Annotated in this window: 10 protein-coding genes and 1 pseudogene; 4 read left to right on the forward strand and 7 right to left on the reverse strand. The window is 72.3% G+C overall.

From position 1 onward, the window contains the following. Nucleotides 1-10: 10 nt before the first annotated feature. On the reverse strand, nt 11-1,486 hold the full coding sequence (locus AC0VYD_RS15280) for a sugar ABC transporter ATP-binding protein (protein WP_475480275.1): 1,476 nt from the start codon (nt 1,484-1,486) through the stop codon (nt 11-13). A 363-nt stretch (nt 1,487-1,849) separates the two neighbouring features. On the opposite strand from AC0VYD_RS15280, the gene AC0VYD_RS15285 reads away from it, so the two are divergent. Then, the gene (locus AC0VYD_RS15285; RefSeq protein ID WP_475476203.1) at nt 1,850-2,905 is read left to right on the forward strand and encodes a LacI family DNA-binding transcriptional regulator; all 1,056 of its coding nucleotides are present in this window, start codon (nt 1,850-1,852) and stop codon (nt 2,903-2,905) included. Nucleotides 2,906-3,290: 385 nt separating this feature from the next. Here the strand turns inward: AC0VYD_RS15285 and AC0VYD_RS15290 are convergent, their stop codons facing one another. After that, nucleotides 3,291-3,734, reverse strand: a complete 444-nt coding sequence (locus tag AC0VYD_RS15290; RefSeq protein ID WP_475476204.1) for a hypothetical protein — start codon at nt 3,732-3,734, stop codon at nt 3,291-3,293. Nucleotides 3,735-4,203: 469 nt separating this feature from the next. Further along, nucleotides 4,204-6,000: a LamG domain-containing protein gene (locus tag AC0VYD_RS15295; protein ID WP_475476205.1), complete on the reverse strand. Its 1,797-nt coding sequence runs from the start codon at nt 5,998-6,000 to the stop codon at nt 4,204-4,206. A gap of 513 nt (nt 6,001-6,513) precedes the next feature. Here AC0VYD_RS15295 and AC0VYD_RS15300 point away from each other — a divergent pair. After that, a complete protein-coding gene (locus AC0VYD_RS15300; RefSeq protein ID WP_475476206.1) occupies nt 6,514-7,725 on the forward strand; it encodes a cation:proton antiporter domain-containing protein in 1,212 nt (403 codons plus the stop codon). Nucleotides 7,726-7,787: 62 nt separating this feature from the next. Here the strand turns inward: AC0VYD_RS15300 and AC0VYD_RS15305 are convergent, their stop codons facing one another. The 4 genes from AC0VYD_RS15305 to AC0VYD_RS15320 all read right to left on the reverse strand — a co-directional run bounded on the left by AC0VYD_RS15305 (nt 7,788) and on the right by AC0VYD_RS15320 (nt 13,770). Then, nucleotides 7,788-9,302, reverse strand: coding sequence for a rhamnulokinase (locus tag AC0VYD_RS15305; RefSeq protein ID WP_475476207.1), 1,515 nt, complete (start codon nt 9,300-9,302; stop codon nt 7,788-7,790). Continuing rightward, nucleotides 9,299-11,335 carry a bifunctional aldolase/short-chain dehydrogenase gene (locus AC0VYD_RS15310; RefSeq protein ID WP_475476208.1) on the reverse strand — a complete coding sequence of 679 codons (2,037 nt, stop codon included), beginning with the start codon at nt 11,333-11,335 and terminating at the stop codon, nt 9,299-9,301. Before AC0VYD_RS15310 ends, AC0VYD_RS15305 begins: the two co-directional genes overlap by 4 nt. Before the next feature lie 56 nt (nt 11,336-11,391). Then, nucleotides 11,392-12,627, reverse strand: a complete 1,236-nt coding sequence (gene rhaI / locus AC0VYD_RS15315; RefSeq protein WP_475476209.1) for an L-rhamnose isomerase — start codon at nt 12,625-12,627, stop codon at nt 11,392-11,394. A gap of 246 nt (nt 12,628-12,873) precedes the next feature. Beyond that, nucleotides 12,874-13,770, reverse strand: coding sequence for a helix-turn-helix domain-containing GNAT family N-acetyltransferase (locus tag AC0VYD_RS15320; protein ID WP_475476210.1), 897 nt, complete (start codon nt 13,768-13,770; stop codon nt 12,874-12,876). 93 nt (nt 13,771-13,863) lie between these two features. Between AC0VYD_RS15320 and AC0VYD_RS15325 the strand changes: the two genes are divergently transcribed. Further along, nucleotides 13,864-15,198: an FAD-dependent oxidoreductase gene (locus AC0VYD_RS15325; protein WP_475476211.1), complete on the forward strand. Its 1,335-nt coding sequence runs from the start codon at nt 13,864-13,866 to the stop codon at nt 15,196-15,198. Nucleotides 15,199-15,323: 125 nt separating this feature from the next. Further along, nucleotides 15,324-16,421, forward strand: a pseudogene (locus tag AC0VYD_RS15330) (MFS transporter). Nucleotides 16,422-16,467: the final 46 nt, after the last annotated feature.

The following is a 16,467-nucleotide window of genomic DNA, read 5'->3' on the forward strand; positions in this document are numbered from 1 at the left end:
GCGCACGGGCTCAGGCCGCCCCGGCCCGGTGCTGACCGGTGGCCGCGTACATCACCGACTCCTCGTCCGCGGACTCGCGGTCGAGTTCTGCGGTGATCCGCCCCTCGTGCATGACCAGGACCCGGTCAGCCATGCCCAGGACCTCGGGGAGTTCGCTGGAGACCATGACGATGGCCAGCCCCTCACCGGCCAGCCGGGACAGCAGCCGGTGCACCTCGGCCTTGGTACCGACGTCGATGCCTCGGGTGGGTTCGTCGATGAAGAGCACCTTCGGCTGCGTGGAGAGCCACTTGGCCAGGACGACCTTCTGCTGGTTGCCGCCGGAGAGCGTGGCGACCGGGTCGGTGATGGCACCGCACTTGAGCTGCAGGCGCTCGCCCCATTCCCGGGCGGCACCGCGCTCGGCGCCCGGACCCAGCAGGCCCATGCGGCTCAGGGCTCCGCGCCGGGTGGCGGTGGCGTTCCGCTCGATGGAGGACTCCATGACCAGCCCCTGGAGGCGGCGGTCCTCGGGGACGAGTGCCACACCGGCCGCCATCGCGGCCTTGGGGCGGCCGGCGGGCAGGTCCCGGCCCAGGACCCGGACCGTTCCGGCGTCGGGGCGGTCCACCCCGAAGGCGGCCCGGATGACCTCGCTGCGTCCCGCCCCCACCAGCCCGGCCAGGGCGACGATCTCACCGGCCCGCACCGAGAAGGACACGTCGGTGAAGACGCCCTGGCGGGTCAGGCCCTCGACCTCCAGGACGGTTTCACCGACCTGTGCCTCCTCCTTCGGGTACAGGCTGGAGACCTCCCTGCCGACCATGCGTCGGACCACGGTGTCCACGTCCAGTTCGGGCGTGGGGTCGCAGGAGACGAACGCGCCGTCGCGCACGACCGTGATGCGATCGCAGAGCGCGAACACCTCGTCGAAGCGGTGGGAGATGAACAGCAGGGCGGCGCCGGAGTCGCGCAGGGAGCGAGCGACCCGGAAGAGGCGTTCGGCCTCGACGCCGGACAGGGCGGCGGTGGGTTCGTCCATGACCAGGACCCGGGCCTGCCGGGTGAGGGCCTTGGCGATCTCGACGAGCTGCTGGTCGGCGATGGACAGGCCGCGTGCCGGGCGGTCGGGGTCGATGTCCACGCCGAGGCGGTCGAACGCCTCGGCGGTCCGTCGGCGCATCAGGGCGCGGTCGATGGTGCGCAGACGGGTCCGCGGTTGGCGTCCGACGAAGATGTTCTCGGCCACCGACAGGTCGGGGAAGAGCGTGGGCTCCTGGTAGATGACGGCGATGCCCGCGCGCTGGGCGTCCACGGGGGCCTGGAAGACCGCGGGTCCTCCGTCGACCAGGATCTGCCCGGAGTCGGGTCTGTGGACCCCGGCGATGGTCTTGACCAGGGTGGACTTGCCCGCCCCGTTCTCTCCGACCAGGGCGTGGACCTCACCCGCCCGCAGTTCGAGGGAGAGGCCCGCAAGGGCGCGGACGCTGCCGAACGACTTGCTCACGTCGGCGAGGGCCAGGGGCGGGGGCGCCGGGGGCTGCTGTTCTGGCACGTACGCCCTCCTTGTTTCAGGTCGGTTCGGGTTCCGTTGCTTCTCAAAACGTTTTAATATGATGGGGATGTTAGGTGGGGCACACCCCTTCGTCAAGGGGCACTCTGCCAATTTGCGGAGGTAAGGGCTTACCGGACTACCTGCACAGAACCGGAAACACAGGACCACAGGGCGATCCCACGGCCTTCCCGACACTCCGTTGACACGTTTCAAAGACGATGTGACGATCAACCGTGGGAGCGGCCCGGTCGGTACGGTGTCCGGGCGGACCCGCACCGACGCCGACCCCCGACCGACAGAGCACCGGAGACCCCGTTGTCGACAGCCCAACCCCACCCGTCCGCGAAACGCCCCGCGGGGATCACCGAGGTCGCCAGGCACGCCGGGGTCTCCCCCGGGACCGTCTCCAACGTGCTCAACCGGCCGGAGCGGGTCGCCGCCTCGACCCGGGCCCGGGTCGAGGCGGCCATCGCCGAGCTCGACTACGTGCGCAACTCCTCCGGCAGCAGCCTGCGCTCCGGACGCAGCGACGCCGTGGGCCTGCTGGTCCTCGACGTGACCAACCCCTTCTTCACCGAGGTGGCGCGCGGAATGGAGGACGAGGCGGCCGAATCCGGGCTCGCGGTCCTGCTGCTCAACTCGGCGGAGTCGGGAACCCGGCAGCGCCGCAACCTCAGACTGCTCGCCGAACAGCGCGCGGCGGGCGCGGTGGTCATGCCGGTCGACGACGACCTCTCCGACCTGCTGTGGCTGCACCGGCAGGGGGTGCCGTGGGTCGCCCTGGACCGGGGTGACGTACCCGAGGACGTGGGGTGCAGCGTCAGTGTGGACAACCACGCCGGCGGCCTGGCCGCCGGGCGCCACCTCGTCGGGCTGGGCCACGAGCGGGTCACCTTCCTGACCGGGCCGCCCGCCATCGAACAGGTGCGCCGGCGCCACGAGGGCCTGCGCGACGCCTTCGTCGAGGCCGACCTCGACCCCGACGGTTCGATCAGCGTGATCGAACTCCCCCAGCTCAACCCCGAGCAGGGCGAGCGGGCGGTGGACGCCGCCCTCGCGGGCGGCCCCAGGCAGCGGTCGACGGCGGTCATGTGCGCCAACGACCAGCTCGCCCTGGGGTTCATGAAGGGGCTGGGCAGGCGCGGACTCCGGGTGCCGGACGACATCTCGGTGATCGGCTACGACAACGTCGACGTCGCCAGCCTGGTCCACCCCGGCCTGACCACCGTCGCCCAGCCCAAGTACGAGCTGGGCCGTACGGCCATGCGTCTGCTCCGGGCACAGCTGGACGACCCGGACCACCGGCACCAGCGCCTGCTCTTCAGCCCCGAACTGGTGCTGCGCGGTTCCACTGCCGCCCACCGCCCGTGAAGGCGGGCGGCGAGGGCCCGCCCGTTCGGCTTGACCGAATCTTCCCGAGGGAAACGGACACCGGCGCCGACCGACAATGGAACAGCCGTGGCCCCGCCCCCGCCCCGCGTTTCAACGGAGACGAAAAGCCCGGGCCATTACGGGCGAGACCTTCACACCGGGGAGAACTCTCCGGGAACAAACCCCGGGACAGCGTCTTTCACCATTGCGGCCGACATTCGCGGACTTTCGGATCAGTTCCGCCATATCCGCGCAGAGGACTTCCGGGGCGCGTTCTCCCGCTCGCCCGCCATCGAAGTCCCAGGACGCGAAGAGGCCGGATCCCCCGGCGCGGACCGCCCCCGCGGCCGGGGTGTTCAGCCGCGGGGACGTCGGGCTCCCGCCGTCACCTGACCTCCTTGCACGGCAGGCCGACAGAGGTGTAGTGGCCCCCGCCGACGGCCTTCCAGCCCTCGGCGCAGGTCTTCCCCCTGCCGTGCCCGGATCCCGTGGCGGCCGGGTTGTTGGCGTCGGGCCCCCACTGGTCCATGCCGGGGCCCCACACATGGATCTTGCCGTAGAAGCCGCTCCCCCGGCCCGTGGTGTTGTAGCCGTTGGTCGCGTCGCCGGTGACGGTGATGCAGACCTGGTGGTTGCACCCGTGGGCGTCCATGATCGCGGGAGCCGCACCGGCCTGGACGATCCTGAGGCAGGCGTCGCCGTCACACGTCCAGGCCTGTGCCGCGGAGGCGGAGGTGGCGGCGGCACCGGCGGTCGGCGTGAGGACGAGCAGACCGGCAGCGGCCAGGACCGCCGCGCCGACCGAGAACTTCTTCTTTGCACCGTACACGAAGCAGCCTCTTTCACTCGAGTGCGCGAAGGGTGGTTTCCGACGGGAAGCAGAATACGTTTCCCCAACGAGATGTTCGCACCGGGAATGATCCGAAGCAAGGGTTCGCCACCACCAGAAACACCACCCCGCCCACGAAGAGAAAACCCCCGCCCGCAATGAGGACATTAGTTTATTAACACACAAAACAAATGAGGTTCACTCGCGTTTCGGTCATGGATTTTCGCACTTAAAAGAAGAGCCGCATAATACTTCGCCCCGCTCCCGCCCCGGATCCGAACGGGTACTCCGACGCTGTTCCGGCGACAGCACACGAGCCTCGCCACGACCGCGGCGCCAGACTCGGCCCGCGGTTCCTGTGCCCGAACCCCGAAGGATCGGGGTCGTCACCGCGTGGAGCCACGGCAGCCCTGCTGTCCCCCGCCTGGTGAGGCGGGGGACAGTCACGGGACAGGTTGGCGGTGGGGGGTCAGTTCTGAGCGGTGGGGAAGAACCCGGCGTAGACGGAGGAGACCGAGTGGGCTTCGAGGACGCCCTGGTAGGCGTGGACGTCGTCGATGTCGCCCGGCCAGTGGCCGGCGTTGGATCCGCCGTGCTGGGCGCTGCCGATCCGGAGCGGGCCGTCGGCGTGCCAGGCGTGGTCCACCGCTGCCCGGGAAGCCTCGGAGCCGTTGACATAGAGCACCAGCTCACCGCGGGTGTGGTCGTAGACCCCCGTCAGATGGGTCCACTCCCCGGGCTGAGCGGTCCAGGAAGAGGAGGCGTGGGCCCATCCGCCCGCGTCCGGAGCGGCCGTGTCGTCGTGAGGGGCCATCTTGAACGCCCACGCACCCGCGGACCCCTCGTAGCCCAGGTAGAAGCCGCTCTGGTACGTGCCGGCCTGGCTGACGGCGGTGGTGTCGGTGCCCTCGCCCGTCTCGTCCAGACGTACCCAGGCCGCGACGCTGAAGCTGCGGTCCGTGCGCAGGGCGGGACCGGGGGCCTCGATGTACTCGTTCTCCCCGTTCAGCCGCACTGCGGGGGAGAAGGTGACGTCGTTGTCGGCGAGGTTCCAAGCCGTGAGGGGATCACCGTGCAGGGTGGCGTCGAGTCCGTGGTCGGTGGCGTCGGCCACGGTCGTGCCCTCCCACTCGTCGAGCATCCACCGGCCCTCGGCGGCGATCGGCCGGTTGGCCAGCCGCCACACCTCGGAGTCGGTCTCGGAGTCGGACACGGTCTCGTCCACGACGAGGCGGTCCCACACCCGAACGTCGTCGATGGCGCCGGGCCAGTGGTGCTCGCCCGTGCCCTGGGACAGGGCGCGTCCGATGGCGAGCGGCCCCTGGGCGTTCCACGGTTCGGGGTGGGTGGCGGTGTCCTGTTCGATGCCGTCGACATAGAGGGTGATCTCGCCGGTCCGCTCGTCGTGGGTACCCAGCAGGTGGGTCCACACCCCGACGTCGGCGGAGGTGGAAGCTGCCGCGGTCCACTCCCGGGGCCCGCCCCGGTGCTCGTCCCCAGGGGACATCCTGAACACCCACTGGCCGGTGTCGCCCTGGTAGCCGAGGTGGAAGGCGCTCTGCGCGGCGCCCTCCTGGGCGACGGCGACGTGGTCGGCGTGTGCGCGGTCCAGCTTCACCCACGCGGAGACGGAGAAGGAACCGGAGGTGTCCACGGCGGAGTGGTCGGCGACGATCTCGCCGTCGGTACGGCCGTCGGTACGGACGGCCGTACCCTCCAGGCGTGGGGCGGGGTCGGTGTTGGGGTTCTCGACGGTCCCGACCCGGCCGCGGACCCACTCCACACTCTCGGACAGGTCAAGGCCCCGGTCGGGGTCGATGGCGTCGGCGGCGCGGTCCCCCCGCCCCTCGTCGAAGGCGAAGTAGGCCACCGGGTCGCTCGGCGGAGCGACGAGGAAGGAGTAGACGAGCACGCAGGGGGAGGAACCGCCGGAGGCGTCCACGGTGCGCGCGTAGATGCGGTTGGGGCCCGCCAGGCGCGGGGTGAGGGTCACCGTGACCGAGCCGCCTGGCTCGTCGGGCACGGCCTCGTGGACACAGGAGCTGTCGTTGAGGGCGTAGAGGTAGCTCTGAACGTCCTCGGACCCGTCGCTGGAGAACGTGAAGTCGCCGGGCTGGCCGGGGGAACCGTGGAACTCGTCCCCGGCCGGGTAGTCGGCGGAGGTGACCTCGGCTCCCTCGTCGGCGAGGGCGGGTGCGGGCAGGGCGGGCAGCAGGAGCAGCGGCGCCAGGAGTGCGGCTACGCGTGCCCGGGCACGGCGGAACATGGCAGGGCTCTCTGACCCAGGGTGACGGATCACCTGGTGGAGGCCGTGCCGTCGGGACACGGCCGGTGGTTGCCCTGGGACGGGAGGCGAAGTTAGCAGGCCCAGGAGAACAAACGACCGGTGATCCACCTCACCTCGACATGCACACATCGGTTGCGAAATGGGCAAAAACCTTCATACAGGAATTTCGTTTCAATAATGACCACATGCGGACATATCTCTTACGTTTGACCGCCCACCACGCACCACCAGCACGAACTCGCGGAACGCTACCGGGGACACGCTGATCCCTCCTGGCCGTGCGCGCCCGGACCTCCTCACCCGGGGCAGGCGGGTTCCTCCGGTGCTGCGGTGTTCTCCGTATCGGCGGCCCACCACGTGGACCCGTCCGGTGGCGTGCGTGCTGACCGCTGTCCCGCACCCCGCCGGACCGGCCTACGGGACTCCGCGGCCGTCGGCTACTACCCTGCTCCGACGGACGCAACGGACCCGAGGCAGCGGAGGCGGCCCCGCATGAACTCCCTCCATCTGGCCTACGCGGCCATCGGCACGCTCAGCGTGCTCCTGGCGTTGTTCAGCAACCGGACCCGGACCCTGCCGCTGAGCGAACCCCTCCTGGCCCTCCTGCTCGGCGTCGCTCTGGGGCCGGTCTTCCTCGACCTGGTCTCCCCGTCCACCGCCACACGCGAGTCCCTCCTGCTGGAGGGCACCCGCGTCCTGCTGGCCGCCTCGGTGATGACCGCGGCGCTGCGCTTCCCCGTCTCCTCGCTGCGCCCGCTGATACCCCAGTTCCTGCTACTGCTGTGCGTGGTCATGCCGCTCGCGGCCGCGGTGACCGGCGCCTCGGCCCTGCTGCTCGGCCTGCCCCTGGCGCTGGCCGCGGTGGCGGGCGTCTGCCTGTGCCCCACCGACCCGGTGCTCGCCGCCTCGGTGGTGACCGGCGGGCCCGCCGAACGCGACCTGCCCGGGCGCGTACGCAGGCTCCTCACCGGGGAGAGCGGAGCCAACGACGGACTCGCCCTGCCCCTGGTCGGGGTCGCGGTGGCCGTCGCCCTGCCCCTCACCGGGCCCGGCGACGCGGTCGGCCGCCTGGTGTGGGAGGTGCTGGGCGGTGTGGCCCTGGGCGTGCTCGCGGGGGCGGCTGCGGGCAGTGCGATGGAGGCGGCCACCCGTAAACGGGAGCTGGAGGAGGGACCCTCCCTGATCTTCACGCTCCTGCTCGCCGTCGCCGTCCTCGGAGCGGCGCGGCTGGTCGGCGCGGGCGGGGTGCTCGCCGTCTTCAGTGCGGGACTGGCCTACAACTGGGCGGTGCGCAGGGGGGAGCGCGGCCCGCAGCAGAACATCGACGAGGCGGTCAACCGCTACCTCGCCCTGCCCGTGTTCGTGCTGCTGGGTGCGGTGCTGCCCTGGCGGGAGTGGATCGGGTTCGGTCCGGCCGCGCTCGCCTTCGTTCTCGCCGTCCTGTTGTTGCGCCGTCCTGCCCTGCTCGCACCCGCATGGCGGCTCCTGGGGCTGCGCCCGCGCGGGTCCGCCTTCCTGGGGTGGTTCGGCCCGATGGGCGTCAGCGCGCTCTTCTACGCGGCGCACGCGGCCCACGAGGGCGTGCACGACCCGCGGCTGTTCGCCGCCGTCAGTCTGGCCGTGACCGCCAGTGTGGTCGCGCACGGCGTCACCTCGTCACCCTTCCGTGCCCTGTACGCGCGCGCCGAGGCGGCCGACTCCTGACCGGTGGTCGAAGGTTCGCCCGGCCGCACGGGGCGACCGGGCGAGCCTTCGACCGGGGTTGCTCACTCCGGCCAGAGGAAACGCTGGGCCCTCTCCCAGGGGGCGCTCGCCGCCTCCGGACGGTAGGTGCGGGTCTCGAAGGAGTCGGCCACGATCCGTCGCAGGTCCGACAGCTCCCCCTGCACCGCGCCGACCGCGCGGGCCTGCACCAGCAGGTTGCCCACGGCGGTGCCCTCGGCCGGACCGGCCACGACCGGCAGACCGGTGGCTTCGGCGGTCAGCCGGCACAGCAGCGTGTTGCGCGACCCGCCGCCGACCACGTGCACCGCCTCGACGTCCTTACCGGACAGCTCGGCGGCCTGGCGCACCGCCCTGCGGTAGGCCAGGGCCAGGGAGTCGATGACGCACCGGGCCAGCTCGGCCTCCCCCTCGGGCGGGCGCTGCCCGGTCTCGGCGGCGTAGGCGGCGATCCGGGCGGGCATGTCACCCGGCGGAAGGAACCGGGGGTCGTCCACGTCGACCACGCAGGCGAGCGCGGGCACCCGGGCGGCCCGCTCCAGCAGGTCGGCCAGGTCCACGTCGCGGCCCCGTTCGCGCCAGGTGCGCAGGGACTCCTGCAGCACCCACAGCCCCATGACGTTGCGCAGGTAGCGGACGGTGCCGTCCACACCGAGCTCGTTGGTGAAGTTGGCGGCCCGGCTCTCCTCGGTGCGCACCGGGGCGTCCAGCTCCACCCCCACCAGCGACCACGTTCCGCTCGAGACGTAGGCGAAGTTCGGTGCGGCGGCCGGAACGGCGACCACCGCCGAGGCGGTGTCGTGCGAGCCGACCGCGACCAGCGGCGCCCCCGCGGCGGCCCCCACCGACTCGCGTGCCTCCAACCGTCCCACGACCGCGCCCGGCTCGACCAGGCGGGACAGCAGACCGCGCACCGGCACCCCGAAGGGCCCTTCCAGCACCTCCAGGCACTCCTGGGCCCAGTCACGGGTGCGCGCGTCCACCAGCCCGGTGGTGGAGGCGTTGGTGAGCTCCCACACCCGCTCCCCGGTCAGCCAGTACCCCAGCAGGTCCGGGACGAGCAGCGCGCCGCGGGCGAGCGGTGCCAGTCGGGGGTCGTCGGCTGCGGCGGCCAGCTGGAACACCGTGTTGAACCGTTGGACCTGGAGCCCGTTGACCGCGTACATGCGGTCGGCGGGCAGGTGCTCGAACACCTTCTCCGGGACACCCGTGGTGCGGGCGTCCCGGTAGTGCACCGGGTTGCCGAGCAACGCCCCGTCGGCGTCGAGCAGTCCGTAGTCCACCGCCCAGGAGTCGATGCCCACCGAGGCCAGCCCCCCGTGGGGCGCGGCCGCCGCGCGCAGCCCCTCCAGGGCTCCCCGGTACAGGGACAGGACGTCCCAGTACAGGGTGTCGCCGCCACGGCGCGGAACGGCCACCGGGGTGTTGGCGAACCGGGCGACCTCCTCCGTGCGCAGGACGCCGTCGAGGAGGTGACCGGTGATCACCCGGCCGCTGGAGGCCCCCAGGTCGATCGCGGCGTGCACCGCCGCATCCCTCTTCTCGGGCACGGCGCTCACCGCAGGAACGCGGCGGCCACGCCGCTGTCCACGGGCACGTGCAGTCCGGTGGTGTGCGACAGCTCCCCCGCGGTCAGCGCGAACACCGCGTTGGCCACGTGTTCGGGCAGCACCTCGCGCCCCAGGAGGGTGCGCTTGGCGTAGAACACGCCCAGCTCCTCCTCCTTGACCCCGTAGACCTCGGCGCGCTGGGCGCCCCAGCCGCCGGCGAAGATGCCCGAGCCCCGGACGACGCCGTCGGGGTTGACGCCGTTGACGCGGATACCGTGCTCGCCGAGTTCGGCGGCGAGCAGGCGCACCTGGTGTGCCTGGTCGGCCTTGACCGCGGAGTAGGCGATGTTCTTGGGTCCGGCGAACACCGCGTTCTTCGAGGCGATGTAGACGATGTCGCCGCCCATGTCCTGGCGGGTCATCATCCGGGCGCTCTCCCGGGAGACCAGGAACGACCCCTTGGCCATGACGTCGTGCTGCAGGTCCCAGTCGCGTTCGGTGGTCTCCAGCAGGGGCTTGGAGATGGACAGTCCGGCGTTGTTGACCACCAGGTCCACGCCGCCGAAGGCCAGGGCGGCCTCGTCCAGGGCCCGGGCGACCGCCTGGCCGTCGCTGACGTCGCAGGCCACGCCCACCGCGACGTCGGCGTTGCCGAGTCCGGCCGCGGCCTCGGCGGCCTTGTCCGCGTCGAGGTCGGACACGACCACGCAGGCGCCCTCGGCGGCCAGGCGGGTGGCGATGGCCTTGCCGATGCCGCTCGCGGCGCCGGTGACGAAGGCGATCCGGCCGGCCAGGGGCTTGGGGGCGGGCATCCGCTTGAGCTTGGCCTCCTCCAGGGACCAGTACTCGATGCGGAACTTCTCCGACTCCTCGATGGGCCGGTACGTGGAGACCGCTTCGGCGCCGCGCATCACGTTGATGGCGTTGACGTAGAACTCGCCCGCGACCCGGGCCGTCTTCGCGTCCTTGCCGAAGGAGAACATGCCCACGCCGGGGACCAGGACGATCGCCGGGTCGGCGCCGCGCATGGCGGGGCTGTCGGGGCCCGCGTGGCGCTCGTAGTAGGCGCGGTAGTCGGCCCGGTACTCCTGGTGCAGTTCGCGCAGCCGTTCCACCGCCCGCTCCAGCGGGGCGTCGGCGGGCAGGTCGAGCACCATGGGTCGGACCTTGGTGCGCAGGAAGTGGTCGGGGCAGGAGGTGCCCAGCGCGGCCAGGCGGGGGTGCTCGGCGGCGGCGAGGAAGTCCAGGACCGCGTCGCTGTCGGTGAAGTGGCCGATCTGCGGGTGGTCGGTGGAGGCCAGTCCGCGGATGACGGGGGCCAGGGCGGCCGCGCGTTCGCGGCGCTCGGCCTCGGGCAGGGCCCCGTAGCCCTCCAGGGCGGGGCCGAAGGGCTCGGGACGGCCCTTCTCCGCGAGGAAGCGTTCGGCGGTGCGGATGATCTCCAGCGAGTTGGCCTGGCACTGCTCGCTGGTCTGGGCCCAGGCCGTGATGCCGTGGCCGCCCAGCACCGCGCCGATGGCGTCCGGGTTCTCCTCGGCGATCGCGGCGATGTCCAGGCCGAGCTGGAAGCCGGGGCGGCGCCAGGGCACCCACACCACGCGGTCGCCGAAGCACTCGCGGGTGAGGCGTTCGCCGTCGGCGGCCGTGGCGAGGGCGATACCGGAGTCGGGGTGCAGGTGGTCCACGTGCGCGGCGCGCACCAGCCCGTGCATGGCGGTGTCGATGGAGGGTGCGGCGCCGCCCTTGCCGAAGAGGCAGTGGTCGAAGGCGGCGACCATCTCGTCCTCGCGCTCCTCGCCCGGGTAGACGTCGACGAGGGCGCGCAGCCGGTCCAGGCGCAGGACGGCGAGGCCGTCCTCGGTGAGGGTGCCCAGGTCGCCGCCGGAGCCCTTGACCCACAGCAGGTCGACGGGCTGCCCGGTGACCGGGTCGGTGGCACTTCCGGCGGCGGAGGTGTTGCCCCCAGCGAAGTTGGTGTTGCGCGGGTCGGAACCGAGGGTGTTGCTGCGTTCGACGAGCTGGTTGACGACGGGATCGGACACGTGATCTCCCTGTGGGGTGCGGGTGCGGGGTCGTGCGGCCGGTTCGGGCCCCGGGGTCACGCGCCCCACCCGGCCTGGGTGCCGCCCTTGCGTTCGGCGACGACGCGCTCCAGGTAGCCGGAGCGGGCGTGCGCCGCCATGGGGTCGGGGTCGAGCCCCTGCTCCTCGCGGAGTCCGGCCAGCATGGGGCGCACGTCGGTGTTGTAGGCGTCCATCAGGACGGCGTTGGCGCCGAGCACGTCGCCCGCCCGCTGGGCCGCGTCGAGGGCTTCGGCGTCCACGAGCAGGGCCTTGGCGGTGGCTTCCTGGACGTTCATGACCGAGCGGATCTGACCGGCGATCTTCGGCTCGATGTTGTGGCACTGGTCGAGCATGAACGCGACCCCGGTGTCGGTGGCCAGGCCCCCGCCGCGGGCCACCTCGTACATGATGCGGAAGAGCTGGAAGGGGTCGGCCGCGCCGACCATGAGGTCGTCGTCGGCGTAGAAGCGGGAGTTGAAGTCGAAGGCCCCGAGCTTCCCGGAGCGCAGCAGGAACGCGACGATGAACTCGATGTTGGTGTGCGCGGCGTGGTGTCCGGTGTCCACGCAGACGACGGCCCGTTCGCCGAGTTCGAGGCAGTGGGCGTAGGCGGTGCCCCAGTCGGGGACGTCGGTGGCGTAGAAGGCGGGCTCGAAGAGCTTGTACTCCAGCAGGATCCGCTGGTGCTCGCCCAGGCGGGCGTAGACCTCGCGGAGCGCTTCGGCCAGCCGGTCCTGCCGGGCCCGCAGGTCGTCCTGCCCGGGGTAGTTGGTGCCGTCGGAGAACCAGAGCTTGAGGTCGCGCGAGCCGGTGGCGTCCATGACGTCGACGCAGGCCAGCAGGTGGTCGACGGCCTTGCGGCGCACTCGGGGGTCGGGGTTGGTGACGCTGCCGAGCTTGTAGTCGTCGTCCTGGAAGACGTTGGAGTTGATGGTCCCGACGCCGATCCCGAGGTCGCGCGCGTGTGCGGCGAGGGCCCCGTAGTCGTCCACCCGGTCCCAGGGGATGTGCAGCGCGACCGTGGGGGCGACGCCGGTGAGGCGGTGGACCTCGGCGGCGTCGGCGATCTTCTCCCAGGGGTCGCGCGGGACCCCCGGCTGGCCGAACACCTTGAACCGGGTCCCGGAGTTCCCGAAGGCCCAGGAGGGCAGTTCGATGTGCTGGCGCCGCAGGGTGTCCAGAGCGTCGGCGCTGAGGCCTGCATGCGATGCAACCACGGTGGGTCTCCGTTCGGTTCGACGACTCTGATCCAGCCGATTGAATCGTTTCATTCCAAGCGGCACGAAATTACCCCCAGGCCACCAAGGAAGTCAATGCACATCGGGTGATCATTGCGCCTACCAGGGATGATGTGCTTGAATCGTTTTACAAACGAGGCGACAGGCCCCCGGAAGAGGGACCGGCACGGACCCGACCGCCCACCCGCGCCACCGACCGCCCGGACCCGGGGGCGGAACCGCCGGGCCCGCACCGGTCCCGGCGGTGCGGGTGGACTCACACCGGTGACGCGGGCCGGATCACACGGGCGGGCAGTCCGCCCCGTCACCGCACGGGGACACCGCGGCCGGGTCGGTCACGGCGTCCCGGTGTCGTTCCAGCAGTACGGTGTCGCGCCAGCGGCCGTGCTGCCTGGCGATGCGCTCGCGCACGCCCACGGTGCGGTAACCCGCCTGGTGGTGCAGGGCCAGCGCGGCACGGTTCTCCGGGAAGACCGAGGCCTGCAGGGTCCACAGTCCGCCGGAGTCGGCCTCGGTGACCTGCCGGTACAGCAGGGCCTTGCCCACACCGCGCCCGCGTGCGCGCTCGGCGACGAAGACGGAGGTCTCGGCCACCCCCGCGTACGCCTCACTGTCGGAGACGGGGGCCGCGGCGGACCAGCCGACCACCTCTCCCCCGGCCTCGGCGACCCAGCGGTGCCCCGGGAGCCACCTGCACCCGAGGACCCCCTGGTCGGGAACCCGGGTCTCGAAGGTGGCGTCGCCGGTGGCGATGCCCTGGGCGTGGATCTCGCGCACCGCGTCCAGGTCGGCGTCGGCCATGGGCCGGGTGGTGACGTCCTCGGGCAGGTCGGTGGGGCAGCAGGGACGGGTGTTGAGGACGCCCATGACGGCGTCGGCGGCGTGCGGCAGGCCGGTGCAGCAGGCGGGGTTGACCGCCACCCGGGTCGAGGTCCCGGCCCTCGTCAGGGTCACGAAGCCGACCTCGGCGAGTTTTCTCAGGTGGTGGGAGACCGTGGGCTGCCTGATACCCACCGTCTCGGCGAGCGCCCCCACACTGACGGAGCCCGGGGTGGTGGCGATGACGTGCAGCAGCCGCACTCGGGTGGGTTCGGCCAGGCAGGCGAACCATGCCGCGTAGGTCTCGGCGTCCGCCTGGGGCAGCGGTCCGGCGTCGTGTTCGGGCGGTGTGGTCATACCTCCATTATCGACGACAGTCGATGCTTGCGTCCATAGACACCCATCGATAGAGTCCTTCTTCATAGACATTGGTCGATCAAGGAGTGGGACATGACCGAGAAGAACCCCGTCGTGGTGATCGGTGCGGGCCCGGTGGGCCTGGCCGCGGCAGCGGAGCTCACCGAACGCGGACTGCCCGTCCTGGTCCTGGAGAAGGGCGACGGGGTCGGAGCCGCGGTGGCCGAATGGGGGCACGTGCGCCTGTTCTCGATGTGGCGCGACCTGGTGGACCCGGCCGCGGAGAGGCTGCTCGCCGCCGCCGGTTGGCAGCGCCCCGACGACACCGGCTACCCCACCGGCCGGGAGTGGGTGGAGTCCTACCTGAATCCGCTGGCCCAGGCCCTCGGCGAGCGGGTGCGCCTGGGCGCCGAGGTGGTGGGCGTCAGCCGCCTGGGCCGGGACCGGGTGGTCGACGCCGAGCGCGCCGAACAGCCCTTCACCGTCCGGGTGCGCACCGCCGCCGGACAGGAGCGCCTCCGGGCCAGCGCGGTCGTCGACGCCTCGGGCACCTGGGGCTCCCCCAACCCGGTCGGCGGCGACGGACTGCCCGCCCTGGGCGAGCCAGAGGCGGCCGGGCACCTCTCGCACCGCGTCCCCGACCTCACCGACCCGGACACCCGGAAGCGGTACGCGGGGCGGCGCACCGCCGTGGTCGGCCGCGGGCACTCGGCCCTGACCGCCCTGGTCTCCCTGGCGGAGCTGGCCGAGCAGGAGCCCGGGACCCGGATCGTGTGGGTGCTCCGCCGCGGCCGGGTGGGGGACGCCTTCGGCGGCGGGAACGACGACCAGCTCGCCCGGCGCGGGGCCCTGGGAAATCGGGCCCGGGCCGCGGTGGAGGCCGGGCAGGTCGAGGTGGTCACCGGGTTCCGCACCGCAGAACTGCGTTCGGCGCGGGGCGGACTGGTCCTGGTCGACGAGGACGGCCGCGCCCTGGCTCCGGTGGACGAGGCGGTGGCGCTGACCGGGTTCCGCCCCGACCTGTCCTTCCTCTCCGAGGTCCGCCTGGGACTGGACCCCGTACTGCAGGCCCCGGTGGCGCTGGCTCCGCTGATCGACCCCAACGTGCACTCCTGCGGCACCGTCTACCCGCACGGCGCGGCCGAACTGGCCCACCCCGAGGAGGGGTTCTTCCTGGCCGGGATGAAGTCCTACGGGCGCGCCCCCACGTTCCTGGCCCTGACCGGGTTCGAGCAGGTGCGCAGCATCGCCGCCCACCTGGCCGGTGACCACGGGGCGGCAGCCCGGGTCGAGCTGACCCTGCCCGAGACCGGGGTGTGCGGCGGAGCCGGGCTGGCCGAGGAGCCCGAGGCCGCCGAGGACGTCGGCGGCTGCTGCGGACCCGGCGCGCAGGAGGTCGAGCTGACCGGAGCGGCCCCGCTCCGGTGAGGCCGCTGGGCGACCGCGTGCTCGGGCGTGCCCCGGCCGCGCAGGCGGCCGGGGCGCGCCGGGGGCTGGCAATCCTGTGCGTCACCGTCACCACCAGCTACGGGGTGCTGTTCTATGCCTTCCCCGTGTTGGCCCCGGCGGTCACCTCCGACACCGGTTGGTCCCTGGCCGCCCTCACCGCGGTGTTCTCCGCGGCACAGGTGGTGGCGGGGCTGACAGGTGCCCTGGTGGGAAGATGGTTGCAGGGCCGCGGTCCGCGACCGGTGATGACGGCGGCGGCTGTGCTCGCCGTCCCGGCCACGCTGGGGATCGCCTCCGCCCAGAGCCTGTGGGCCTTCGCCCTGGCATGGATGGTGGCCGGCGCGGCGATGGCCGGGCTGTTCTACCCGCCGGCCTTCGCCGCCCTGACGCACTGGTTCGCGGCCGGTCGGGTGCGCGCCCTGACCGTGCTGACCCTGGTCGCGGGGTTGGCCAGCACGGTCTTCGCTCCCCTGACCGCGGCCCTGGAGGGGCTGTGGGGGTGACGGGGCGCCTATCTGGTGCTGGCCCTCGTGCTGCTCGTGGTGGTGGTCCCGTTGCACTGCTCCCTGCCCCGGGAGTGGTCACGGACCGCCGACGAACGCCCCGACGAGAAGGGGGCGCCGGTACGTGCGGTGGTGCGCAGCCGGGCGTTCTGGGCCCTGACAGCGCCCCTGGCCCTGGGGTCGCTGACGGTGTACGCGGTGGTGGTCAACCTCGTACCGCTCCTGGAGGTACGCGGTTTCGACACCACCGCGGCGGCCTGGGCGCTGGGCCTGGGCGGCCTCGGCCAGGTGCTCGGGCGGGTGGTCTACGCGCCGCTGGACCGGTGGATCCGCCCCGTACCCCGAACGGTGGCCGTGCTCGGTGCGTGTGCCGCGACGACACTGCTGCTGGCGCTGGTTCCCGGCCCCTGGCCTCTGCTGATGCTGGTGGCGCTGCTGGCCGGGACGGCCCGCGGCATCCTCACCCTGGTGCAGGCCACCGCGGTCACCGACCGTTGGGGCGCCGGGAACTACGCCGCCATCAGCGGCCTCATGCACACCCCGCTCATGCTCGCGATCGCCCTGGCCCCCTGGGCGGGTGCGGCGCTCGCCGGGCCACTGGGCGGCCATCCGCAGGCATTCGCCCTGTTGGGGGTGGTCGCGACCGCCGGAGCCGTCATCGCACCGGCCAGCCGGCCCCGGCCCCTCCCGAGGCCCTGACCCGTCACCGAACGCTCCACACCCACCTTCCACCCACACCCCTGAA

This window comes from Nocardiopsis sp. iso_40 (genome assembly GCF_056173285.1).